Genomic DNA, 19,427 nt, shown 5'->3' with positions numbered 1-19,427 from the left:
CAAGCTGCGCTAGCCTAGGCTTGTCATGCATCGTCGAATCAGTGGCAAGCTCGTGATCGCGACCCACAATCCCGGCAAGCTCGCCGAGATGCGCGAGCTGCTGGCGCCATACGGCATCGAGGCGGTTTCGGCCGGCGAGCTCGGTCTGGCCGAGCCCGATGAGACCGGCGACAGCTTCCGCGCCAATGCTGCAATCAAGGCGCGCGCCGCCGCGAAAGCCGCGCAACTGCCGGCGTTCGCTGACGATTCCGGCTTGGTGGTCGATGCGCTGGACGGCGCGCCGGGGATCTATTCGGCGCGCTGGGCCGGCGATGGCAAGGATTTTACCGCGGCGATGACGCGGGTCGAGCGGCTGCTGCAGGAACGCGGCGCCACCGAGCCAGGGCAGCGCACCGCCCACTTCGTCTCCGCATTGTGCGTCGCCTGGCCGGACCAACACATCGAGGAAGTCGAGGCGCGGGCCGACGGCATCCTGGTCTGGCCGCCACGCGGCACCGCCGGCTTCGGCTACGATCCGACCTTCCTGCCCGATGGCCATGCCAGGACCTTCGGCGAGATGACCAGCGTCGAGAAGCACGGTCTGCCGCCGCTTGGGCTCGGGCTGTCGCATCGCGCCCGCGCCTTTGTGAAACTGGCGGAGATCTGTCTTGATCCCCGCTGACCCCGACAAGGCTTTCGGCGTCTATGTGCACTGGCCGTTCTGCCTGTCGAAATGTCCGTATTGCGATTTCAACAGCCACGTCCGCCACGCCGCGATCGACGAGGAGCGTTTCGCCCGCGCCTTCGCCCGCGAAATCGAAACCATCGCGGCGCGCGCGCCGGACCGCGAAGTGTCCTCGATCTTCCTTGGCGGCGGCACCCCGTCCTTGATGCAGCCGAAGACCGTCGGCGCCGTCCTCGACGCGATCGGCAAGCATTGGCGCGTCGCGCCCGACGCCGAGATCACGCTGGAAGCCAATCCGACCAGCGTCGAAGCGACGCGGTTTCGCGGCTATCGTGCCGCCGGCGTCAACCGGGTCTCGCTCGGCGTGCAGGCGCTGGACGATGCGTCGCTGAAAGCACTCGGACGGCTGCATACTGTGCAGGAAGCAATGGACGCGGTCGCGATCGCGCGTTCCGTATTCGACCGCTACTCATTCGATCTGATCTATGCCCGCCCGGACCAGACTCCGGCGATGTGGGAAGCCGAGTTGCGGCAGGCGATCGCGCAGGCCGCCGAGCATCTGTCACTCTATCAGCTCACCATCGAGGCCGAGACGCCGTTCTTCGCGCTGCATCAGGCCGGCAAGCTGAAGACCCCGGACGAAGCGACTGCGCGCGCGCTCTATGACGTCACCCAGGACGTCTGCGCCGAACTCGGCCTGCCATCCTACGAGATCTCCAATCACGCTCGCTTGGGCGCCGAGTGCAAACACAATCTGGTTTACTGGCGCGGTCAGGAATATGCCGGAATCGGGCCCGGTGCCCATGGCCGGCTCGATATCGACGGCAGGCGGCACGCGATCGCCACCGAGAAGCGGCCAGAAACCTGGCTGATGCGGGTCGAGGCCACCGGACATGGCGTCATCGTCGACGACCTGCTGAACAGCGAGGAGCGCGCCGACGAGTTTCTGCTGATGGGGCTGCGGCTGGCCGAAGGCATCGATCCAACGCGCTATCAGGCGCTGTCCGGTCGCGCGCTTGATCCTGGCCGGATCGCGGTGCTGCGCGACGAGGGCGCGATCGTGGTTGACGCCAATGGCCGGCTGCGCGTCACGCAAGCCGGATTCCCGGTGCTCGACGCGGTGGTCGCCGACCTCGCAGCCTGAACGATGATTTCAGGCGCCAAAACTCTTCGGCGATCCCGCCGCAGGCTGGGCGCCGCCGGAGGCCACCCGCATCACCGCGAGGCCGCGCTCATTGCTGCCGTCAGCCCGGAACCGGAACAGCCCGTCGATGCCGGCAAAGCCCGACGGATTGGTCAGCACCTCGGCCGAAAATCGCCGCGGACCCTGGGTTCTCGCCAATGCAGCGACCAGCGCCACCGCGTCATAGGCCAGCGTCGCCGTGCGCACCGGGTCCTGACCATATTTGGCGCGATAACGCCCTGAAAAGCTTCGGAATCCGGACGGATCCGGTGCCGCATAGAGCCCGCCCTGCAACGCCGGGGCGGCGAACACACGCGGACTGTCCCACAGCCCGGTGCCGAGCAATTGCACGCGCTTCAGATCGGCGCCGCTGGCCGTCAGCGCGTCGGTCACCGCAACCAGGGCGTCGCCATCGTCGGCCAGGAACAGCGAATCCGCGCTGCCGAGCGCCTGCGCCACACTGCGGGCCGGGCCGGCGCGATCGGCACCGTATCTTTCGAACGCAACGACGCGACCGCCCTTGCGGCTGACGGTCTGCTTGAATGCCGCCTCGACAACATTGCCATAGGCATTGTCGGGCAGCAGCGCCGCGAACGATCGCTTCCCGATGCTGGCGGCATAGGTGATGATTCGGTCGACGTCGGATTCCGGCAGAAAACTCAACAGGTAGACGCCCCGGCCCGCGACGCTCGAATCGGTCGAGAACGCGATCACTGAAATGCCACGGGTCCGCGCCAGCTGCGCGGTAGCCGGAACCGACAGCGCGAACAGCGGCCCGAGAATGATCTCGGCACCCTCATCGAGCGCCTGCTGGGTGCCGGCCTGGGCGCCCTGCGGATTGCCGGCGTCGTCCTTGATCAGGAGCTGAACGTCCGGATTCTGGAACTCGGCCAGCGCCATTTCGGCGGCGTTCTTCATCGACTGCGCCGCGACACCGGCATTTCCGGCCGCGGAAAGCGGCAGCACGAGGCCGACCTTGACCTGGCCGGAGCCGACAGCGAGCGGCTGTTGCGCCGGCCCAGGCGCGGCTTCCTGGCTGAAAGGATTGGTGAGAGACTGCTGCACCCCGGCGCAGGCCCCGAGCAGCGGCGTGCCAAGGATCAGCGCGACAGCCGTCCGGCGTGTCGGTCCCGCGCGCTGCGTGTTCGGATCTGGCGAGTCTGCCATTGCATCTCTTGGGTTTGCCGACGCAAGTTCGGCGCGCATTTCAATTTCCGATGATTCCGGACACCGGACTAAACATAATGTCGGCGAATGATTAACCAAAACAAAAGGTTTATGCTCAGCGGCGCCATCGCGCAATTCCGCTGTCCCGATTTCCGGAAGTCATCCTAGAACATAACGGTTTAGATTGTGACGATGCGCGCAAAACCCGCCACCACGCCGACGCCCCTCGACCCAGCGCAACCCAACGCGCGGACCTTCCTGGTTGCCGGCCAGATGCTGACCGCGCCGCGCGCGGTTCCGGGCCTGCATCTGGTGGCGACCCCGATCGGCAATCTCGGCGACATCACTTTGCGTGCGCTGGAGACGCTGGCCGGCGTCGATGTCATCGCCTGCGAGGACACCCGAATCACCCATCGACTGACCGAACGGTATGGCATCTCGGCGATGCTGAAACCCTATCACGAACACAACGCCGCGCAGGCTCGGCCGAAAATCCTGGAGAAGCTGGCGCAGGGCGGTTCGGTCGCACTGGTATCCGACGCCGGCACGCCGCTGATTTCCGATCCCGGGTTCAAGCTGGTGCGCGAGGTCTACGCCGCGGGCCATCAGGTGATCGCGTTGCCTGGGCCGTCCTCGGTGCTGGCGGCGCTGGCGGTGGCGGCATTGCCGACCGATCGATTCTTCTTCGACGGGTTTCTACCTTCGAGGCAGGGAGCCCGCCGCGCCCGATTGACCGAACTGGCGCGGATCGACGCCACGCTGGTGCTCTTCGAATCCGGCAACCGGATCGAAAAAAGCCTGCGCGATATCGCCGAAATCATGGGCGAGCGCGAGGCGGCGATCTGCCGTGAACTCACTAAGCTGCATGAGGAGGTTCGCCGTGGCCAAGTCGCGGCGCTGGCCGAGACCGCCGATGCGCTGGAGACCCGCGGCGAATTCGTCGTGGTGATCGGGCCGCCGACGCAAGATGCGCTGGCGATGGCGCCGGATCAACTTGACGACATGCTGCGCGCGGCCTTGAAGCACAACAGCGTCAAGGACGCGGTGGCGCAAGCGGTCGAAATATCCGGACGCCCGCGCCGCGAAATCTATGCACGCGCGCTCGAACTGACCAGACAGGGTGACACCGGGGACGGCGATGCCGAGGACTAGAAAAGACTCTGCCGAGACTGCGCCGCCGCGCGCGCCTGCGCCGCAACGCGTTGCCGCGTTTCGCACCGGCCTGTCCGCCGAGGCTCGCGCCGCGGCCTATCTGGTAGCCGACGGCTATCGAATCCTGGCGCAACGATTCAAGACCCGTTACGGCGAGATCGACATCGTAGCGCAGCGGCGGAATCTGGTGGCGTTCGTCGAGGTCAAGGCCCGCGCCCGACTCGACGACGCCGCCTATGCGGTGACGCCACGCCAGCAGCAGCGCATCATCGACGCCGCGCGCGCCTGGCTGGCAACGCATCCCGAACATACCGAATGCGAGCTGCGGTTCGACGCGCTGCTGATTGCGCCGCAAAGTCCGCCGCATCATCTGCCCGCAGCTTTCGATGCCAGCACCTGACATCCGATCGCAACCCCATCGCAATTCAGAACCACGGATCCCCCGCATGATATTGAACGTCGCCGTCCAGATGGACCCCATCGCGCGGATCAACATTCGCGGCGATTCGACATTCGCGCTGCTCTTGGAGGCGCAGCGGCGCGGCCACGCGCTGTCGTATCTCACGCCCGACAAACTGTCGCTGCGCGGCAACGATGTCGTCGCCCATGTGCAGCCGCTCAGCGTACGCGACCAACTGGGCGATCACTTCACCCTCGGCGAGGCGGTACGCACCGACATGCGCGGCTTCGACGTGGTGCTGCTGCGGCAGGACCCTCCGTTCGATCTCGCCTACATCACCAGCACGCACCTGCTGGAGCGGATTCATCCGCAGACCCTGGTGGTCAACAATCCGGCCAGCGTCCGCAATGCGCCGGAAAAGATTTTCGTGATGGACTTTGCCGACCTGATGCCGCCGACTCTGATCAGCCGCGATCTCGAGGAAATCAACTCGTTTCGCGCCGAGCACGGCGCGGTGGTGATGAAGCCGCTGCACGGCCATGGCGGCGCCGCGGTGTTCCGGGTGCTGCCGCAGGATATGAACTTCGGCTCGCTGCACGACATGTTCTCGGTGACGTTCCGCGAGCCCTGGGTGATCCAGCGCTTCCTTCCCGAGGTGAAGCACGGCGACAAGCGCATCATCCTGGTCGACGGCGAATTCGCCGGCGCGGTGAACCGGGTACCGGCGGCCGACGATCTGCGTTCCAACATGGTGCGCGGCGGCGCCGCGGCTGCCACCGACCTCAGCGCGCGCGAACGCGAGATCTGCGCGCGGCTCGGCCCACACTTGCGCGATCGCGGACTGCTGTTCGTCGGCATCGACGTGATCGACGGCCACCTCACCGAGATCAACGTCACCTCGCCGACCGGCATCCGCGCCATCGCCAAGCTCGGCGGTCCGGACGTCGCGGCGATGATCTGGGACGCAATCGAGCGTAAGCGTAGCTAACGCCCGCCGCGCAGCGTCGCGCTATCGCAATTGCGAAGACATCGGTTGCTCGCAATTCATAGCAGCAATGAGCTTGCCAGCCTTCGCAGGCGGGCGCAGCATGTCGATGCCTGACCATCGCGCGAACGGTGGCTCGCATCACGCTAACAAGACTTAAAAAACAATTGGGAGAGAGACGCATGACACTCGATGTTTCGCGACGGTCCCTGCTCGCACTCGGCGCCGGACTGGGCGCAACGATGTTGCCCGGTATCGCTTCGGCGCGCGCGCCGAAACTCGGCACCCAGGCGCCGTATTTTCACCGCTTCATGGTGGGCGGTGCGGAAGTCACGGTGGTGTCCGACGGCCCGCTGCCGCTCGGCGATCCTTCCGGCTCGTTCCTCGGCGTGCCTAAGGACGACGTCCAGAAGATGCTGACCGACAACTTCCTCAACCCCACCAATGTGGTACTCGAGCAGAACGCCCCGATCGTCAACATCGGCGACAAGCTGATTCTGTTCGACACCGGAATGGGCACATCGAAACTGTTCGGACCGACCACCGGACGACTGCAGAAGAGCATCGCCGAGGCGGGCATCAAGCCGGAAGACATCGACGCGGTGGTGTGTTCGCACGCCCATATCGATCACATCGGCGGCATCGTCGACGCCAACGACAAGCCGCTGTTTCCCAATGCGCAGATCTATATCAGCCAGGCTGATCTCGAATTCTGGACCGACGAGGGCAAGCTCGGCTCGGCGTTGAAGGATTTCATCGTCCATGCCCGCAAGAATCTGCTGCCGGTGCGCGACCGCATCGTGTTCTTCAAGGACGGCCAGGAATTTTTGCCCGGCGTCACCGCGATGGCGGCACCCGGCCACACCTTCGGGCACCACATGTTCATGATCCAGTCGGAAGGAAAGTCGTTCGCCTTCCTCGGCGACCTGACCCATCACGCGGTACTACTGCTGGAACGGCCGCTGATGGAATTCGCCTATGATTCCGACCCGAAAATGTCGGCGCAGACCCGGGTGAAGATGCTGACCATGCTGGCGGCCAACAAGACCGCGGTGATGTCCTATCACTTCGCCTGGCCGGGCTATGGCCACGTCGTCAAAGCCGGCGACGGCTTTCGCTACATCGCCGAGCCAATGGTGATGACGCTTTAAATTCCGGCGCGATGGCGGGGGCGGCGCGGGCCGCCGTCCCTCGCCGCGCCGGTCGCCGGCCGATTACCCGGTCTCGCACCATCAGGCGCTGACCGGCCGCTGACCGAGTTGAGAAAGCATCACAGCGGACGCGAGCGGCCTGCTCGATCCCGGCTTGTAGATTCGGAACGTATTGCGGCCGGCGCCTTTTGCGGCATAGAGCGCGGCGTCCGCCATCGTGAAGAGCTGGGCGGAACTGCAGCCATCAACCAGCGCGATGCCGACCGATACGCCGAGTTGAAGCTCGCGGCCGTGCAGAACGATCGGGCGCCGCATTTCTTCGACGATGGCGCGGGCGATCCCGGAAATGTCCGCGAACTGCAGGTCCGTGCCCAGCATCACGGCGAATTCATCGCCGCCGATCCGCGCCACAAGTCTGGCGCCGCCGCAGACGTTGCCGATGCGTTGCCCGGCCTGTTTCAGGCATTCGTCGCCGACAGCGTGCCCACAACCGTCATTGATCGCCTTGAACTCGTCGAGATCGATCAGCAGCAGCGCGCCGAACGGCTTGCCGGTGCCCGCGGCGGCGTCGAGTTCGCCCAGAGCCGACTGAAACCGGCTACGATTGGCCAGCCCGGTGACGACGTCGACCTCGGCAAGGTAGCGGTTGCGATCGGCGAGAATTTTCTCGTCAGTGATATCCTGCTTGATGCCGAAGATGCGGACCGCGACGCCGTCTACGGATTCCACTGTGGCGGTGATCCGGATCCAGCGCCGGTTGCCCTTGACGGTGACGATCTCGGTGTCGAGGCTGAACCCGCTGCATTGGTCGATCGCGTTGCTGCGCCGCTTGTGCAACTCCCTGGCGGACTCCACCGGATAGCACCTCAGGATTTCGCCGCGGTCGAGCGCCGCGCCACGCGGCAAATCGAAGATGTCGTAGACCACATCGGTCCACACCAGCGACTCCTGCGGCAGGGTGCACTCCCAGACGCCGATCCGGGCGGCGGCCGACGCGCGATCGAAGATTTTCCGGCTATGGGCGAGCAAAGTGCTCTGGTCGCGGAGCAGCGCAGCCTGCGCGTCCAGCTGCGCCTTCAAGTCGGCGATCACCTCGGAGTCGCTCGGAGCCGGGGACTGCGGGAAGCGATCGGACATGCGATTGAAACTGCGCCAGCTTGAGGGACTGCTAACAGGTTTGCATGGCCATTCTTTAAGATTTGATGTCGGCGTGCGGTATTCCCATCCGGGCCGTCCCGCTGCGACGGCGTAGCCGCATGTTCCCTTATTGTTCTTGCAGCAAATGGAACCTTGCGCTAGCCTTTCGGGCAGTGGGGCATCCATGGTTCAGCACGTTTCCACCGTGGCGTTCGAAGGCATCGAGGCGAGGACCGTCGATGTGCAGGTGCAGGTGTCCCCTGGCCTGCCCGCCTTCGCGGTGGTCGGGCTTGCGGATAAGGCGGTGTCGGAAGCCCGTGAACGGGTGCGCTCGGCGCTGATTGCGTCGGGTCTGGCGCTGCCGGCGCGGCGGATCACCGTCAATCTCGCCCCCGCGGATCTGCCGAAGGAAGGCAGCCATTACGACCTGCCGATCGCGCTCGGCCTGATGGCAGCGATCGGCGCGATTCCGCCAGATGCCCTGGCCGGCTTCACCGTGCTCGGCGAATTGGGGCTCGACGGCTCGATCGCGCCGGTGGCGGGGGTGCTGCCGGCGGCGATCGCCGCCAATTCGCGCGACGAGGGGCTGATCTGTCCGGCCGCCTGCGGTTCGGAAGCGGCCTGGGCGAGCCCAGATATCCAGATCATCGCGGCGAATTCGCTGATCCAGATCGCCAATCATTTCAAGGGAACGCAAGTACTGGGCCGGCCGCAGCCCAGAGTGCACGAGGCCGCGGCCTCGCAGCTCGATCTGCGTGACATCAAGGGCCAGGAAAGCGCCAAGCGCGCACTGGAGATCGCCGCGGCCGGCGGCCACCATCTGCTGATGATCGGCTCTCCCGGCGCCGGCAAGTCGATGCTGGCGGCGCGACTGCCCTCGATTCTGCCGCCGCTGTCGCCGTCCGAATTGCTCGAAGTGTCGATGATTGCCTCGGTCGCGGGCGAGATCCGCGACGGCGCGCTGACCGCGCGGCGGCCGTTCCGCGCGCCGCACCACTCCGCCAGCATGGCGGCGCTGACCGGCGGCGGGGTGCGGGCCAAGCCCGGCGAAATCTCGCTGGCGCACCACGGCGTGCTGTTTCTCGACGAGCTGCCGGAATTCGACCCGCGGGTGCTGGATTCGCTGCGCCAGCCGCTGGAGAACGGCGAGGTCGCGGTGTCGCGAGCCAATCATCGCGTCACCTATCCGGCCCGCTTCATGCTGGTGGCGGCGATGAATCCCTGCCGCTGCGGCCTTGCCTACGAGCCGGGCTATTCCTGCAAGCGCGGCCGGCTCGAGCGCTGCAGCGCGGACTACCAGGCTCGAATTTCCGGACCGCTGATGGACCGCATCGATCTGCGGATCGAAGTCCCGGCAGTGACCGCCGCTGATCTAATCCTGCCGCCGCCGGCGGAAGGCTCTGCCGAGGTCGCCGCGCGGGTGGCCGCGGCGCGCGAAATCCAGCGCGCCCGCTACGCCGCCGTCGGGCTGCCGCAGATCCGCACCAACGCCGAAGCACCGGCGTCGGTGCTGGAAACCATCGCGCAGCCGGACCCCGCCGGGCACAAGCTGCTGCGCGACGCCGCCGAAACTATGCGGCTATCGGCACGCGGTTATCATCGCGTGCTCCGCGTCGCACGCACGCTGGCCGACCTCGACGGCGCCGACAAGATCGGCCGGCTGCACCTGGCCGAGGCGCTGTCGTATCGCGCGCTGGCCGAGAATCTCAAGCGCGCCGCCTGAGGTAAATCGCTCACCGCAGTCGCCGCGCGTCAACCCCACGGTAACGACTTTTGTTTACGCTCTGCCAACCATAGCCCTGCGTATTGGGGCTGGCCAAGTAGAGTAGCGCGCCATGTTGCGGTTCAAGATCCTTGCCTCGGTGGTTCCGTTGCTGATCGCCGGCCTGTTTGCGCGCAGCGAGTTGATGCCGGGGACGCCGCCCTGCATCGTGCTCGGCGATCACTCGGTCCAGATCGCATCCTCGCCGTGGCAGGCGCAGCGCCATGTCGGTTTCACCGACGATCCCAGCCTCGCCACCGTCCGGGTTCAGATCGTCGACGACGCCGCCTCGGCGGACTTCGCCGTTACCGACGATCCCGACGCCGCGGACAGCAAGGCCTGTCGGGTCACGTCCGCGACCCAGCTGGTCGCGATCACCTCGCGTTCCGCGGCGGCGGACCCGGTGATCTATCTGACCCGCGACAACGACGCCGATTATCGGATCTTCGTCAGCTCGAAATCCTTCAGTGCGCGCGATGCGGCAGCGCTGGTGGTCGGCGCTGGCGACGGACATCCCCGGATCACCACTGCGTCGATCGGCGGCCGGTCTTAACGCCCGATCAACCCTGTTCGCACGGCGGCGACGCAACGCCCGCCGCTTCAAGCACTTCGCAACACCGACGCCGCATCCTCGCGGCCGACCGCGGCTGCGAGGATGCGGCACGCGCACGGCGGTCGAGCGATCGATGGGGAGTGGCCTGCGATGGGGCGGATGTTACGGATCAAGTCGCGATTGCGCCGGGTGGCGCGCCGTTATCCCTGGCTGGCCTTCACGGTGCGTTCGTTCATCGTGTTCTCCGCGGCATTCGGCGGCGCCTATGGATTTATCAGCGGCAGCCGGTCGCCAAACTCCGGCTACGACCCGCATGCCTTCGCGATCGGCGCCAGCTTCCTGTTCGCGGTGGCCTGCGTCGCGCTGGCCACGCTGAGCATGCGGCTGCGCTGGCTGCGTCGTGCCCAGCGCAAGCTCATCCTGCACAACGAGGCGCTGGCCGACCGCAATTGGGAATTGCAGGAAGCCGAGGAACGCGCCCGCAGCTTGTTCGAATCCCAGGGCGACCTGATCGTGCTGCGCGACGGCGACGGCGCCATCACCTTCGTCAACGACGCTTATTGCGCGCTGGCGCAGCAGCCGCGCGCGGCGCTGATCGGCAGCCGTTTCGCGCTGCCGGTGCTGGCGCAGGGCGAGGCCAAGCTGGAGCCGAACGGGACGAGGGTTCATGACCAGCAGATCGCGACCGCGACCGGATCGCGCTGGATCGCCTGGCGCGAAGGCCTGGTCCGCAGCGATGCCGGTCAGCCCGCCGAACTGCAATGCGTCGGCCGCGACGTCACCGACCGCACCGAAACCGAGCGCGCACTGGCCGAAGCCCGTGACCTCGCCGATGCCGCCAGCCGCGCCAAGTCGCGCTTTCTGGCGATGGCCTCGCACGAGATTCGTACCCCGCTCAACGGCATCATCGGCATGAGCGGGTTGTTGCTCGACACCCCGTTGACCCCGGAGCAGATCACTTACGCCAAAGCGGTGAAAACCTCGGGCGACGCGTTGCTGTCGCTGATCGAGGAACTGCTCGACTACTCCAAGATCGAGGCCGGCAAAATCGATCTCGAGAGCCGACCGTTCCTGCTCGCCGCGCTGATCGAGGACATCGCCGAATTGTTGGCGCCGCGGGCGCAGCTTCGCCAACTTGAGATCGCCACCTATGTCGACGAGCGGTTGCCCCCAGAAGTGGTCGGCGACGCTGCCCGGCTGCGGCAGGTGCTGCTGAATCTCGCCGGCAACGCCATCAAATTCACCTCAAGCGGCGGCGTCGCGCTGATCGTCGAGCCGGGCGAACGGCTCGACGACATACGCTTCCTGGTCCGCGACACCGGCATCGGCATTGCGCCGGAGGCGCAGGCGCGGATCTTCAGCGAGTTCGAGCAAGCCCATGATAGCATCGCCCGCAATTACGGCGGCACCGGGCTCGGTCTCAGCATCAGCGAACGCATCATCAAGCGGATGGGCGGCCATATCTCGCTGGCGAGCCAGCCGGGTCTCGGTTCGACCTTCGAGTTTTGCATCCGGCTCGCCGCTTCGGAGCGGAATGCCGGCGCAAGCGCGGCCGTGATCGCCCCCGATCTCGCGGGGCAGCCGGTTATGCTGGTGGCGCCGCAGACGATCGAAGCCTCACTGATCGCGCGGCGGCTGGAGCGCTGGGGTGCGGACACCCGCACATTGTCCGACCTCGACGTCGCCTGTGCGCTGCTCACGGCCCGGCCCTGGCATGCGATCCTGATTGACCGTGGCATCGGCGCCGACCAGGCCGAGGCGCTGGCCGAATTCGCGATCCCTCACGCGACGCAGCGGATTGTGATGCTGACCCCCGCGGCGCGCCACGAACTTCAGCCGGCGACATCGACAGCTTTCACCGGTTATCTGGTGAAGCCTTTGCGGGCGGCATCGCTGGCGGCGCGGCTGACCATACCAAGCGGACCGATCGCACCGGGCATCGCCGATGGCGACGCCCCGGACGAGCCGGACACAAAGCAGGGGGCATCCACGCCGCCCGGGCGCCCGCTCGCGATCCTGGTCGCCGAAGATAATGAGATCAACGCATTGCTGATGCGCTCGCTGCTGACCCGGCTTGGCCATCGTGTCGTTATCACCACCAATGGCGAGCAAGCGCTGGAATCCTGGCTCGCCGCCGAGGCCGCAGCCGCGCCCTACGATCTGGTGCTGATGGATATCCAGATGCCAGTGCTCGACGGCATCGAGACCACCAAGCGAATCCGCGCCCGCGAAGCCGGGCAACAGGTGCGGCGCACCCCGATCCTCGCGCTCACTGCCAATACGCTGGTGGAAGATCGCTATGCCTGCTTCGAGGCCGGGATGGACGGCTTCCTGGTCAAGCCGCTCGACCGCGACAAGCTGGCCGAGGCGCTCAAGGATCTCGCCGCATCGCGTTATCTGGCAGCCTGATCAGGAACGTCCGGGGCCGAACGCGCGACTTCATCGCGTATCTCGACCAGCGACCCGCTTTGCCTGACCTGAATACCCGCGACGGCAAACTACGCACGCCTGTCACGTCCCGGCAATCGATGTGTCACATCACTGTCGAACGCTCGTGATTGTTGATGCTCAAACACCGCATCGCTCCGATTCGGAGGCATGCGGTTGCGAGGATCACCATGCAGCCCGAAGATCTGGCCCGCTCGACTCAACGATTCATGAAATTGCTGCGGCCCGAGAATGCCGGCGCGGTCGCCCAGAGCGCGATCACCTGGTTCAAGCCGGCGCCGAAACTGATGGTCCGCGGCAAGCGGGTCGCACGGTTTCCGTTGCGGCCGGCGACGCTCGGCAAGATCGGCTCGCTCGAAGTCCGGCTGGCGCAGAAGAAAAACGACGTGAAGCGGGCGCAGAAGTTGCGCTATCGGGTGTTCTACAAGGACGGCACTGCGATCGCCGACGCCGCCACCATGCTGGCGCGCCGCGACAAGGATGGCTACGACGCGATCTGCGATCATCTGCTGGTGATCGATCACGCCGCCAAGCCGTCGCTCAGCGGCAAGCAGCCGGTGGTCGGCACCTATCGCCTGCTGCGGCAGGAGGTCGCCGACAATGCCGGCGGTTTCTACACCGAGAATGAGTTCGATATTTCCGGCATGATCAGTCGTCATCCCGAGCTCAGCTTTCTCGAGCTCGGACGCTCCTGCGTGCTGCCGCCCTATCGCAACAAACGCACGGTCGAACTATTGTGGCACGGGATCTGGACTTACGTGCGCCAGCACGGGGTCGATGTGATGATCGGTTGCGCCAGCTTCGACGGCACCGATCCGGACCGGCTGGCGTTACCGCTGTCGTTCCTCCACCACTACGCGTCCGCTCCGCAGGAGTGGCAGGCAAGCGCCAATCCCGCGCGTCGCGTCGAGATGAACCGGATGGCGAAGGAAGCCATCAATCCAAAGGTGGCGCTGCATCAGCTGCCGCCGCTGATCAAGGGCTACCTGCGGCTCGGTGCCTTCATCGGCGACGGCGCGGTGATCGACTATCAGTTCGGCACCACCGACGTGCTGATCGTGATGCCGGTGGCGGCGATCAAGACCCGCTACATCGAGCACTTCGGCGCCGACGCCACCCGCCACGCGGCGTAAGTTAGGACCGCGGGTCCATCCAAACCTTTCTGTCACCACCCGCGAAAGCGGGTGGCCCAGTCTTCGAGAGCGTTTGAGTTGAACGGCAAAGCTGCCGCGTACTGGCTCCCCGCTTTCGCGGGGATGACGGTTGAAAATTGGAACGGCGCCTGCACTCCCCGTCCCAAGTATTAGCGTCGTGGCACCCGCGAACTACAGCCGCCGCAACGCCACCGTCTCGACGACGTGATCGGCGCCCTTTTTCAGGATCAACGTCGCCCGCGGCCGGGTCGGCAGGATGTTGTCCTCGAGATTGGCCAGATTGGTGCGCTCCCAGATCGCAATCGCGGTCGCGGTCGCTTCCTCGTCGGACAATGGCGCGTAGCGATGGAAGTACGACCGCGGATCGTGGAACGCGGTGTCGCGCAGCGCCAGAAAGCGCTGCACGTACCACTCGCGCAACACCGGCTCGTCGGCGTCGATATAAACCGAAAAATCGAAAAAGTCGGACACCACCGGCACCGCCTTGCCGTCGCGCGGCAGCCTTCCGGTCTGCAACACGTTGACGCCCTCGACGATCAGGATGTCCGGCCGATCGACCGTGGTCCACTGCTTGGGGATGATGTCATATGTCAAATGCGAATACAGCGGCGCACGGACGCGGCGTCGCCCCGCCTTGATGTCGCTGAGGAAGGCGAGCAGCGCCGGCAGGTCGTAGCTTTCCGGAAAACCCTTCTTCTGCATCAGGCCTTCGCGTTCCAGCACGGCGTTGGGATGCAGGAAGCCGTCGGTGGTGACCAGATCGACCTTGGGCCGTGGCGACCAGCGCGCCAACAGCGCCTGCAGCACGCGCGCAGTGGTGGATTTCCCGACCGCCACCGAGCCGGCGACGCCGATGATGAACGGCACCTTGCGCTCGACAATGCCGAGAAAGCGCCGCTGCGCGAAATACAGCTGCTGCATCGCCGCCACATGAATCGACAGCAGCCGCGACAGCGGCAGATAGATCTCCTCGACCTCCTTGAGATCGAGCCGGTCGTACATCGACCGCAGCGCCGCGATCTCCTCGACGTCCAGCGTCATCGGCGTATCGTCACGCAGCTTCGCCCACTGCGACCGCAAGAATATCCGGTATGGATTGTACTGCAGGTCTGACCGCGCATCCATCAAGCTGCCCTCGCTTTATGTTCTTATCGAGCATTCTCGTGCGGCCGAATACAGCGGCCGACATCTCAGTCGCGTTTGCGCGCCGCCTTCTCGTCCAACCCCGACATCGTGGTGCGCAGCGCCAGCGCGGCCTCGACGTCTTCCAGTTTCACGTCGCGCGACTTCAGCAATACTAGCAGATGGAACAGCACGTCGGCGGCTTCGGCGATCAGATGATCGCGATCGTTCTCGACCGCGGCGATCACGGTCTCGACCGCCTCCTCGCCGAATTTCTTGGCGCAATGTTCCGCGCCCTTGTCGAGCAGTTTCCGGGTGTAGGACGCCTCGCCGCCCGCCGCGGCGCGGGCGTCGATGGTGGCGGCCAGGTCGTGGATCGTGAAGCGAGCCATTACTACTCTGCCAGTTCTGCCGCCCCGAGCGTATCGCTCCGACCGGCGTTAATCTAGGGATCGAGCCGCATCGGCAGCCCGGCGCGGACCATATGGTCCTTGGCCTGACGAATGGTGAACTCGCCGAAATGGAAGATCGACGCCGCCAGCACCGCGGTGGCATGGCCCTGCCGGATGCCGTCGACCAGATGATCGAGATTGCCGACGCCGCCGGACGCGATCACCGGGACAGGGACGCTGTCGGCCACCGCCTGGGTCAGCGGAATGTCGAAACCGATCCGGGTTCCATCGCGATCCATCGAGGTCAGCAGAATCTCGCCGGCGCCGAGCGACACCACTTCCTGGGCGTATTCGATCGCGTCGATGCCGGTGGAGTTGCGTCCGCCATGGGTGAAGATCTCCCAGCGCTCGCCGCCGCCGCCGCGTTTGACCCGCTTGGCATCGATCGCCACCACGATGCACTGGTCGCCGAATTTCTCCGCCGCTTCCTTGACGAATTCGCGGCGGCTGACCGCGGCCGAATTGATCGAGACCTTGTCGGCGCCGGAGCGCAGCAGCACCTTGATATCGTCCACCGTGCGCACACCGCCGCCGACGGTCAGCGGCATGAAGCAGGCCTCCGCGGTGCGCCGCACCACGTCGAGCATGATGCCGCGGTTCTCATGGGTTGCGGTGATATCGAGAAAACACAGCTCATCGGCGCCGGCGGCGTCATAGGCGATCGCGGCCTCGACCGGATCGCCGGCGTCACGCAGATCGACGAAATTGATGCCCTTGACGACACGGCCGTCCTTGACGTCGAGACAGGGAATGACGCGGACCTTGAACATGATGCTTCCTATGCGGCCCGGGCGCCGCTGATCAGCGCGAGCGCCTGCGCCGGATCGAGGCGGCCATCGTAAAGCGCACGCCCGACGATCGCACCGGCGAGCTTTTTCGCGCTGGGCGCGATCAGGGCCTTGACGTCGTCGATCGAGGCGAAGCCGCCGGAGGCGATCACCGGGATCGAGATCGCCTCGGCGAGCGCAATCGTGGCGTCGAGATTGAGGCCCTTGAGCAGGCCGTCGCGGGCGATGTCGGTGAAGATGATCGCGGCGACGCCGGCGTCCTCGAAGCGTTGCGCGATCTCCAGCACCGTGACCTGCGAGCTCTCGGCCCAGCCTTCGACGGCGACCTTGCCGTCGCGGGCGTCGAGACCGACCGCCACGCGACCGGGAAATTTCTTCGCAGCTTCCCTCACCAGCGCCGGATCGCGCACCGCCGCGGTGCCGATGATGACCCGGGCGATGCCCTTGCCGAGCCATGCTTCGATGGTTTTCAGGTCGCGGATGCCGCCGCCGAGCTGCACCGGCATGGTGACGGCTTGCAGCATCGATTCCACCGCCTGCGCGTTCATCGGCTTGCCGGCGAAGGCGCCGTCAAGATCGACCACATGCAGATATTCGAATCCCTGCGCCGCGAAATCTCGCGCCTGCGCCGCCGGATCTAGATTGAACACGGTGGCGCGGGCCATGTCGCCCTGCTCGAGGCGGACGCATTGGCCGTTCTTCAGATCGATCGCGGGAAAAAGTATCACGGCTTCCACTTTAGAAAATTTGAGATCAGTGCCAGGCCGAAGCGCTGACTCTTCTCGGGATGAAACTGGGTACCGATCGCGGTGTCCTTACCAACCATCGCGGTGACCGGCCCGCCGTAATCAGCGCGCGCCAGCACGTCGGCCTCGCTGGTCGCCGCGAGATGAAACGAGTGGACGAAATAGGCGTGCAGGCCCTTCGGGCCGAGCGGCAGCCGCTCCAGCACCGGATGCTCGCGCACCATGTCGAGCGTGTTCCAGCCCATATGCGGGATCTTCAGGTTCTCTTCGTTTGGCGTGATCTTGACGACGTCGCCGCCGATCCAGTCGAGCCCGTCGGTGACGACGTGCTCCTTGCCTCGCGTCGCCATCAGCTGCATGCCGACGCAGATGCCGAAGAACGGCCGTGCCTTGTCGCGCACGGTTTCGGTCATTGCCTCGACCATGCCGTCGAGCGCATCGAGGCCCTTGCGGCAATCGGCGAAGGCGCCGACGCCGGGCAGCACCACGCGGTCGGCACGAAACACCACCTCAGGATCGCGGGTCACCACGATCTTTTCCGGCACATTCATGCCGCGCGCGGCGCGCTCGAAGGCCTTGGCGGCGGAGTGCAGATTGCCGGAGCCGTAATCGATAATGGCGACGGTCACCGCGACGACCCCGGCCGTGGAAACGATCCAACGATATCGTTGTAGATCGAGGACGCCGGCAGTGGGATGCGCCGCACCGGCGGCGGTTCGCCGCGATCGACGGGGAATTGGTAGCCAACGGCGCCTGGCTGGGCGCTGGTCCAGCGATCGAAGAACCGCCGCTCGGCGGCTTCTTCGTCGGCGGCGACCACAATGTCGAGCTGGCGCCATTCGCGGCGCGACAGCGTCCAGCGCCACAGGGTGGCGGCCTCGAAACCGAGCAGCAGCGCCAGCAGAAACATCACGCCGAGCCGCGCCCCGGCGTCGGCATGAGCCGCGCTGAGCCCCAGGGTCAAGGTGACGTTCAGCGCGATATAGCCCAGTAGCGCCAGCCACAACCGCCGATACAGCAACCACACCGGCCCGAGCAGGAACGCCCAGCCGTGGAAGCCATCGCGCACGAACACGAACCGATCGCTCGTATTGTCGGGCTCCTGGTCGACCGTCGGAGGCGCGTGAACTGTGTAAACCGGCATGGGTCTCTCCGCCGCGGGATGAAGCCGATCAGCCGCCGAGCTGACCCTTGGTGGAGGGCACTTCGCCTGCGGCGCTGGGATCGATCGCGACCGCAGCGCGCAGCGCCCGCGCCAGCCCCTTGAAGCAGGATTCGGCGATATGGTGGCTATTCTCGCCATATAGGGTTTCGACGTGCAAAGTCACGCCCGCGTTGCCGGCGAAGGCGTTGAACCATTCGCGCACCAGTTCGGTGTCGAATTCGCCAATCTTGTCGCGCGGGAATTCGGTCTTGAACACCAGCACCGGCCGCCCGGAAATGTCGATCACGACGCGGGTCAGCGTCTCGTCCATCGGCATCAGAATGCTGGCGTAGCGGGTAATGCCCTTCATGTCGCCGAGCGCCTGCTTCACCGCCTGGCCGAGCGCGATCCCGACGTCCTCGGTGGTGTGGTGATGATCGACATGCAGGTCGCCGTCGGCCTTGACCGTGATGTCGATGCGGGAGTGGCGGGCGAGCAGATCGAGCATATGGTCGAAGAAGCCGATCCCGGTCGACACTTTGGACACGCCGGTACCATCGAGGTTGATCGCAACCTCGATGTCGGTCTCCTTGGTCTTGCGCTTGATCGTCGCCGTGCGCATGAAGCGGGCTCTCCGGGATGCTGAAAACGCGCCCTTTTAACAGGCGGATGACGGCTTCGCTACAGCGGCCACGGCTCTCCGGACCCGATCTTCGGCCTATGGTGACCAAATCCGCCGCACCGGCCGGATTTGCAACCGCACGGGGCAATGCCTAGATCAGCGATCTTGAGAGGAATTCCATGAACATGCACTCCGGTTCGGGCGAAGGATCGCCCCAAGTCTGGCACGGCACCACCATTCTGACGGTGCGCAAGGGCGGCAAGGTGGTGATCGGCGGCGACGGCCAGGTCTCGATCGGCCAGACCGTGATCAAATCCAACGCCAAGAAGGTCCGCAAGCTCGGCAAGGGCGACGTGATCGGCGGCTTCGCCGGCGCTACCGCCGACGCCTTCACCCTGTTCGAGCGGCTCGAGGCCAAGCTCGAGCAATATCCAGGACAATTGACCCGTGCCGCGGTCGAGTTGGCCAAGGACTGGCGAACCGACCGCTATTTGCGGCGGCTGGAGGCGATGATGATCGTTGCCGACAAGGACGTCTCGCTGGTGCTGACCGGGACCGGCGACGTGCTGGAGCCGGAGGCCGGTATCATGGCGATCGGCTCGGGCGGCAATTACGCGCTGGCGGCGGCCCGGGCGCTGGGCGATTCCGACAAGGATGCCGAGACGATCGTGCGCCGCGCGCTGGATATCGCCGCCGACATCTGCGTCTACACCAACCGCAATGTGACGCTGGAAACGCTTTAGTAGTAGGTGTCATTGCGACGAAGTGAAGCAATCCAGAGGCGGCAGGCACAGCCT

The 19,427-nt window shown here is 65.6% G+C and carries 20 protein-coding genes; 11 read left to right on the top strand and 9 right to left on the bottom strand.

Annotated features, from left to right (window positions below):
• The first annotated feature begins 25 nt into the window (after nucleotides 1-25).
• Together rdgB and hemW are read left to right on the top strand one after the other, a co-directional pair.
• Nucleotides 26-661, top strand: coding sequence for an RdgB/HAM1 family non-canonical purine NTP pyrophosphatase (gene rdgB, locus HXX15_RS07600; RefSeq protein ID WP_296514395.1), 636 nt, complete (start codon nucleotides 26-28; stop codon nucleotides 659-661).
• Nucleotides 648-1,808, top strand: coding sequence for a radical SAM family heme chaperone HemW (gene hemW, locus HXX15_RS07595; protein WP_296514393.1), 1,161 nt, complete (start codon nucleotides 648-650; stop codon nucleotides 1,806-1,808). Before rdgB ends, hemW begins: the two co-directional genes overlap by 14 nt.
• A gap of 9 nt (nucleotides 1,809-1,817) precedes the next feature.
• Here the strand turns inward: hemW and HXX15_RS07590 are convergent, their stop codons facing one another.
• Complete coding sequence (locus tag HXX15_RS07590; protein ID WP_296514390.1) at nucleotides 1,818-3,014, bottom strand: penicillin-binding protein activator; 1,197 nt, start codon at nucleotides 3,012-3,014, stop codon at nucleotides 1,818-1,820.
• A gap of 192 nt (nucleotides 3,015-3,206) precedes the next feature.
• Here HXX15_RS07590 and rsmI point away from each other — a divergent pair, with 192 nt between their 5' ends.
• The 4 genes from rsmI (at nucleotide 3,207) to HXX15_RS07570 (ending at nucleotide 6,702) form a co-directional block, all read left to right on the top strand.
• Nucleotides 3,207-4,166 carry a 16S rRNA (cytidine(1402)-2'-O)-methyltransferase gene (rsmI, locus tag HXX15_RS07585; protein WP_296514388.1) on the top strand — a complete coding sequence of 320 codons (960 nt, stop codon included), beginning with the start codon at nucleotides 3,207-3,209 and terminating at the stop codon, nucleotides 4,164-4,166.
• Nucleotides 4,153-4,566 carry a YraN family protein gene (locus tag HXX15_RS07580; RefSeq protein WP_296514386.1) on the top strand — a complete coding sequence of 138 codons (414 nt, stop codon included), beginning with the start codon at nucleotides 4,153-4,155 and terminating at the stop codon, nucleotides 4,564-4,566. The genes rsmI and HXX15_RS07580 overlap by 14 nt, the downstream gene beginning before the upstream one ends.
• Nucleotides 4,567-4,612: 46 nt before the next feature.
• The gene (gene gshB / locus HXX15_RS07575) at nucleotides 4,613-5,554 is read left to right on the top strand and encodes a glutathione synthase (RefSeq protein ID WP_296514383.1); all 942 of its coding nucleotides are present in this window, start codon (nucleotides 4,613-4,615) and stop codon (nucleotides 5,552-5,554) included.
• Between the two features lie 179 nt (nucleotides 5,555-5,733).
• Nucleotides 5,734-6,702: an MBL fold metallo-hydrolase gene (locus tag HXX15_RS07570; RefSeq protein WP_296514380.1), complete on the top strand. Its 969-nt coding sequence runs from the start codon at nucleotides 5,734-5,736 to the stop codon at nucleotides 6,700-6,702.
• Between the two features lie 81 nt (nucleotides 6,703-6,783).
• On the opposite strand, the gene HXX15_RS07565 is transcribed toward HXX15_RS07570, so the two are convergent.
• Nucleotides 6,784-7,839 carry a sensor domain-containing diguanylate cyclase gene (locus tag HXX15_RS07565; RefSeq protein WP_296514378.1) on the bottom strand — a complete coding sequence of 352 codons (1,056 nt, stop codon included), beginning with the start codon at nucleotides 7,837-7,839 and terminating at the stop codon, nucleotides 6,784-6,786.
• A 184-nt stretch (nucleotides 7,840-8,023) separates the two neighbouring features.
• Between HXX15_RS07565 and HXX15_RS07560 the strand changes: the two genes are divergently transcribed.
• From HXX15_RS07560 to HXX15_RS07545, 4 genes are all read left to right on the top strand, one after another.
• Nucleotides 8,024-9,562, top strand: a complete 1,539-nt coding sequence (locus HXX15_RS07560) for a YifB family Mg chelatase-like AAA ATPase (RefSeq protein WP_296514376.1) — start codon at nucleotides 8,024-8,026, stop codon at nucleotides 9,560-9,562.
• A gap of 112 nt (nucleotides 9,563-9,674) precedes the next feature.
• Nucleotides 9,675-10,154 carry a hypothetical protein gene (locus HXX15_RS07555; RefSeq protein WP_296514374.1) on the top strand — a complete coding sequence of 160 codons (480 nt, stop codon included), beginning with the start codon at nucleotides 9,675-9,677 and terminating at the stop codon, nucleotides 10,152-10,154.
• A gap of 150 nt (nucleotides 10,155-10,304) precedes the next feature.
• Nucleotides 10,305-12,563 (top strand): response regulator, encoded by a 2,259-nt coding sequence (locus tag HXX15_RS07550; RefSeq protein WP_296514372.1) that lies wholly within the window; start codon nucleotides 10,305-10,307, stop codon nucleotides 12,561-12,563.
• A 209-nt stretch (nucleotides 12,564-12,772) separates the two neighbouring features.
• Nucleotides 12,773-13,735: a GNAT family N-acyltransferase gene (locus tag HXX15_RS07545; protein ID WP_296514369.1), complete on the top strand. Its 963-nt coding sequence runs from the start codon at nucleotides 12,773-12,775 to the stop codon at nucleotides 13,733-13,735.
• Between the two features lie 192 nt (nucleotides 13,736-13,927).
• Here the strand turns inward: HXX15_RS07545 and coaA are convergent, their stop codons facing one another.
• The 7 genes from coaA to hisB form a co-directional block, all read right to left on the bottom strand.
• A complete protein-coding gene (gene coaA, locus HXX15_RS07540) occupies nucleotides 13,928-14,881 on the bottom strand; it encodes a type I pantothenate kinase (protein WP_296514367.1) in 954 nt (317 codons plus the stop codon).
• Between the two features lie 65 nt (nucleotides 14,882-14,946).
• Entirely contained in the window at nucleotides 14,947-15,270 is a 324-nt protein-coding gene (locus HXX15_RS07535; RefSeq protein ID WP_296514364.1) for a phosphoribosyl-ATP diphosphatase, read from the bottom strand.
• A gap of 53 nt (nucleotides 15,271-15,323) precedes the next feature.
• A complete protein-coding gene (gene hisF / locus HXX15_RS07530) occupies nucleotides 15,324-16,100 on the bottom strand; it encodes an imidazole glycerol phosphate synthase subunit HisF (protein WP_296514361.1) in 777 nt (258 codons plus the stop codon).
• Between the two features lie 8 nt (nucleotides 16,101-16,108).
• A complete protein-coding gene (gene hisA, locus HXX15_RS07525) occupies nucleotides 16,109-16,846 on the bottom strand; it encodes a 1-(5-phosphoribosyl)-5-[(5-phosphoribosylamino)methylideneamino]imidazole-4-carboxamide isomerase (RefSeq protein ID WP_296514359.1) in 738 nt (245 codons plus the stop codon).
• Complete coding sequence (gene hisH, locus HXX15_RS07520; RefSeq protein ID WP_296514357.1) at nucleotides 16,843-17,493, bottom strand: imidazole glycerol phosphate synthase subunit HisH; 651 nt, start codon at nucleotides 17,491-17,493, stop codon at nucleotides 16,843-16,845. Before hisH ends, hisA begins: the two co-directional genes overlap by 4 nt.
• On the bottom strand, nucleotides 17,490-18,008 hold the full coding sequence (locus HXX15_RS07515; RefSeq protein WP_296514352.1) for a DUF2628 domain-containing protein: 519 nt from the start codon (nucleotides 18,006-18,008) through the stop codon (nucleotides 17,490-17,492). Before HXX15_RS07515 ends, hisH begins: the two co-directional genes overlap by 4 nt.
• 28 nt (nucleotides 18,009-18,036) lie before the next feature.
• Nucleotides 18,037-18,630: an imidazoleglycerol-phosphate dehydratase HisB gene (gene hisB / locus HXX15_RS07510; protein WP_296514350.1), complete on the bottom strand. Its 594-nt coding sequence runs from the start codon at nucleotides 18,628-18,630 to the stop codon at nucleotides 18,037-18,039.
• Nucleotides 18,631-18,809: 179 nt separating this feature from the next.
• Here hisB and hslV point away from each other — a divergent pair, with 179 nt between their 5' ends.
• The gene (gene hslV, locus HXX15_RS07505) at nucleotides 18,810-19,373 is read left to right on the top strand and encodes an ATP-dependent protease subunit HslV (protein WP_296514348.1); all 564 of its coding nucleotides are present in this window, start codon (nucleotides 18,810-18,812) and stop codon (nucleotides 19,371-19,373) included.
• The last annotated feature ends 54 nt before the right edge of the window (nucleotides 19,374-19,427 follow it).

Origin of the sequence: Rhodopseudomonas sp. (genome assembly GCF_013377015.1) — a bacterium.
Lineage (GTDB): Bacteria > Pseudomonadota > Alphaproteobacteria > Rhizobiales > Xanthobacteraceae > JARJEH01.
This window is presented reverse-complemented; position numbering and strand designations above follow the sequence as displayed.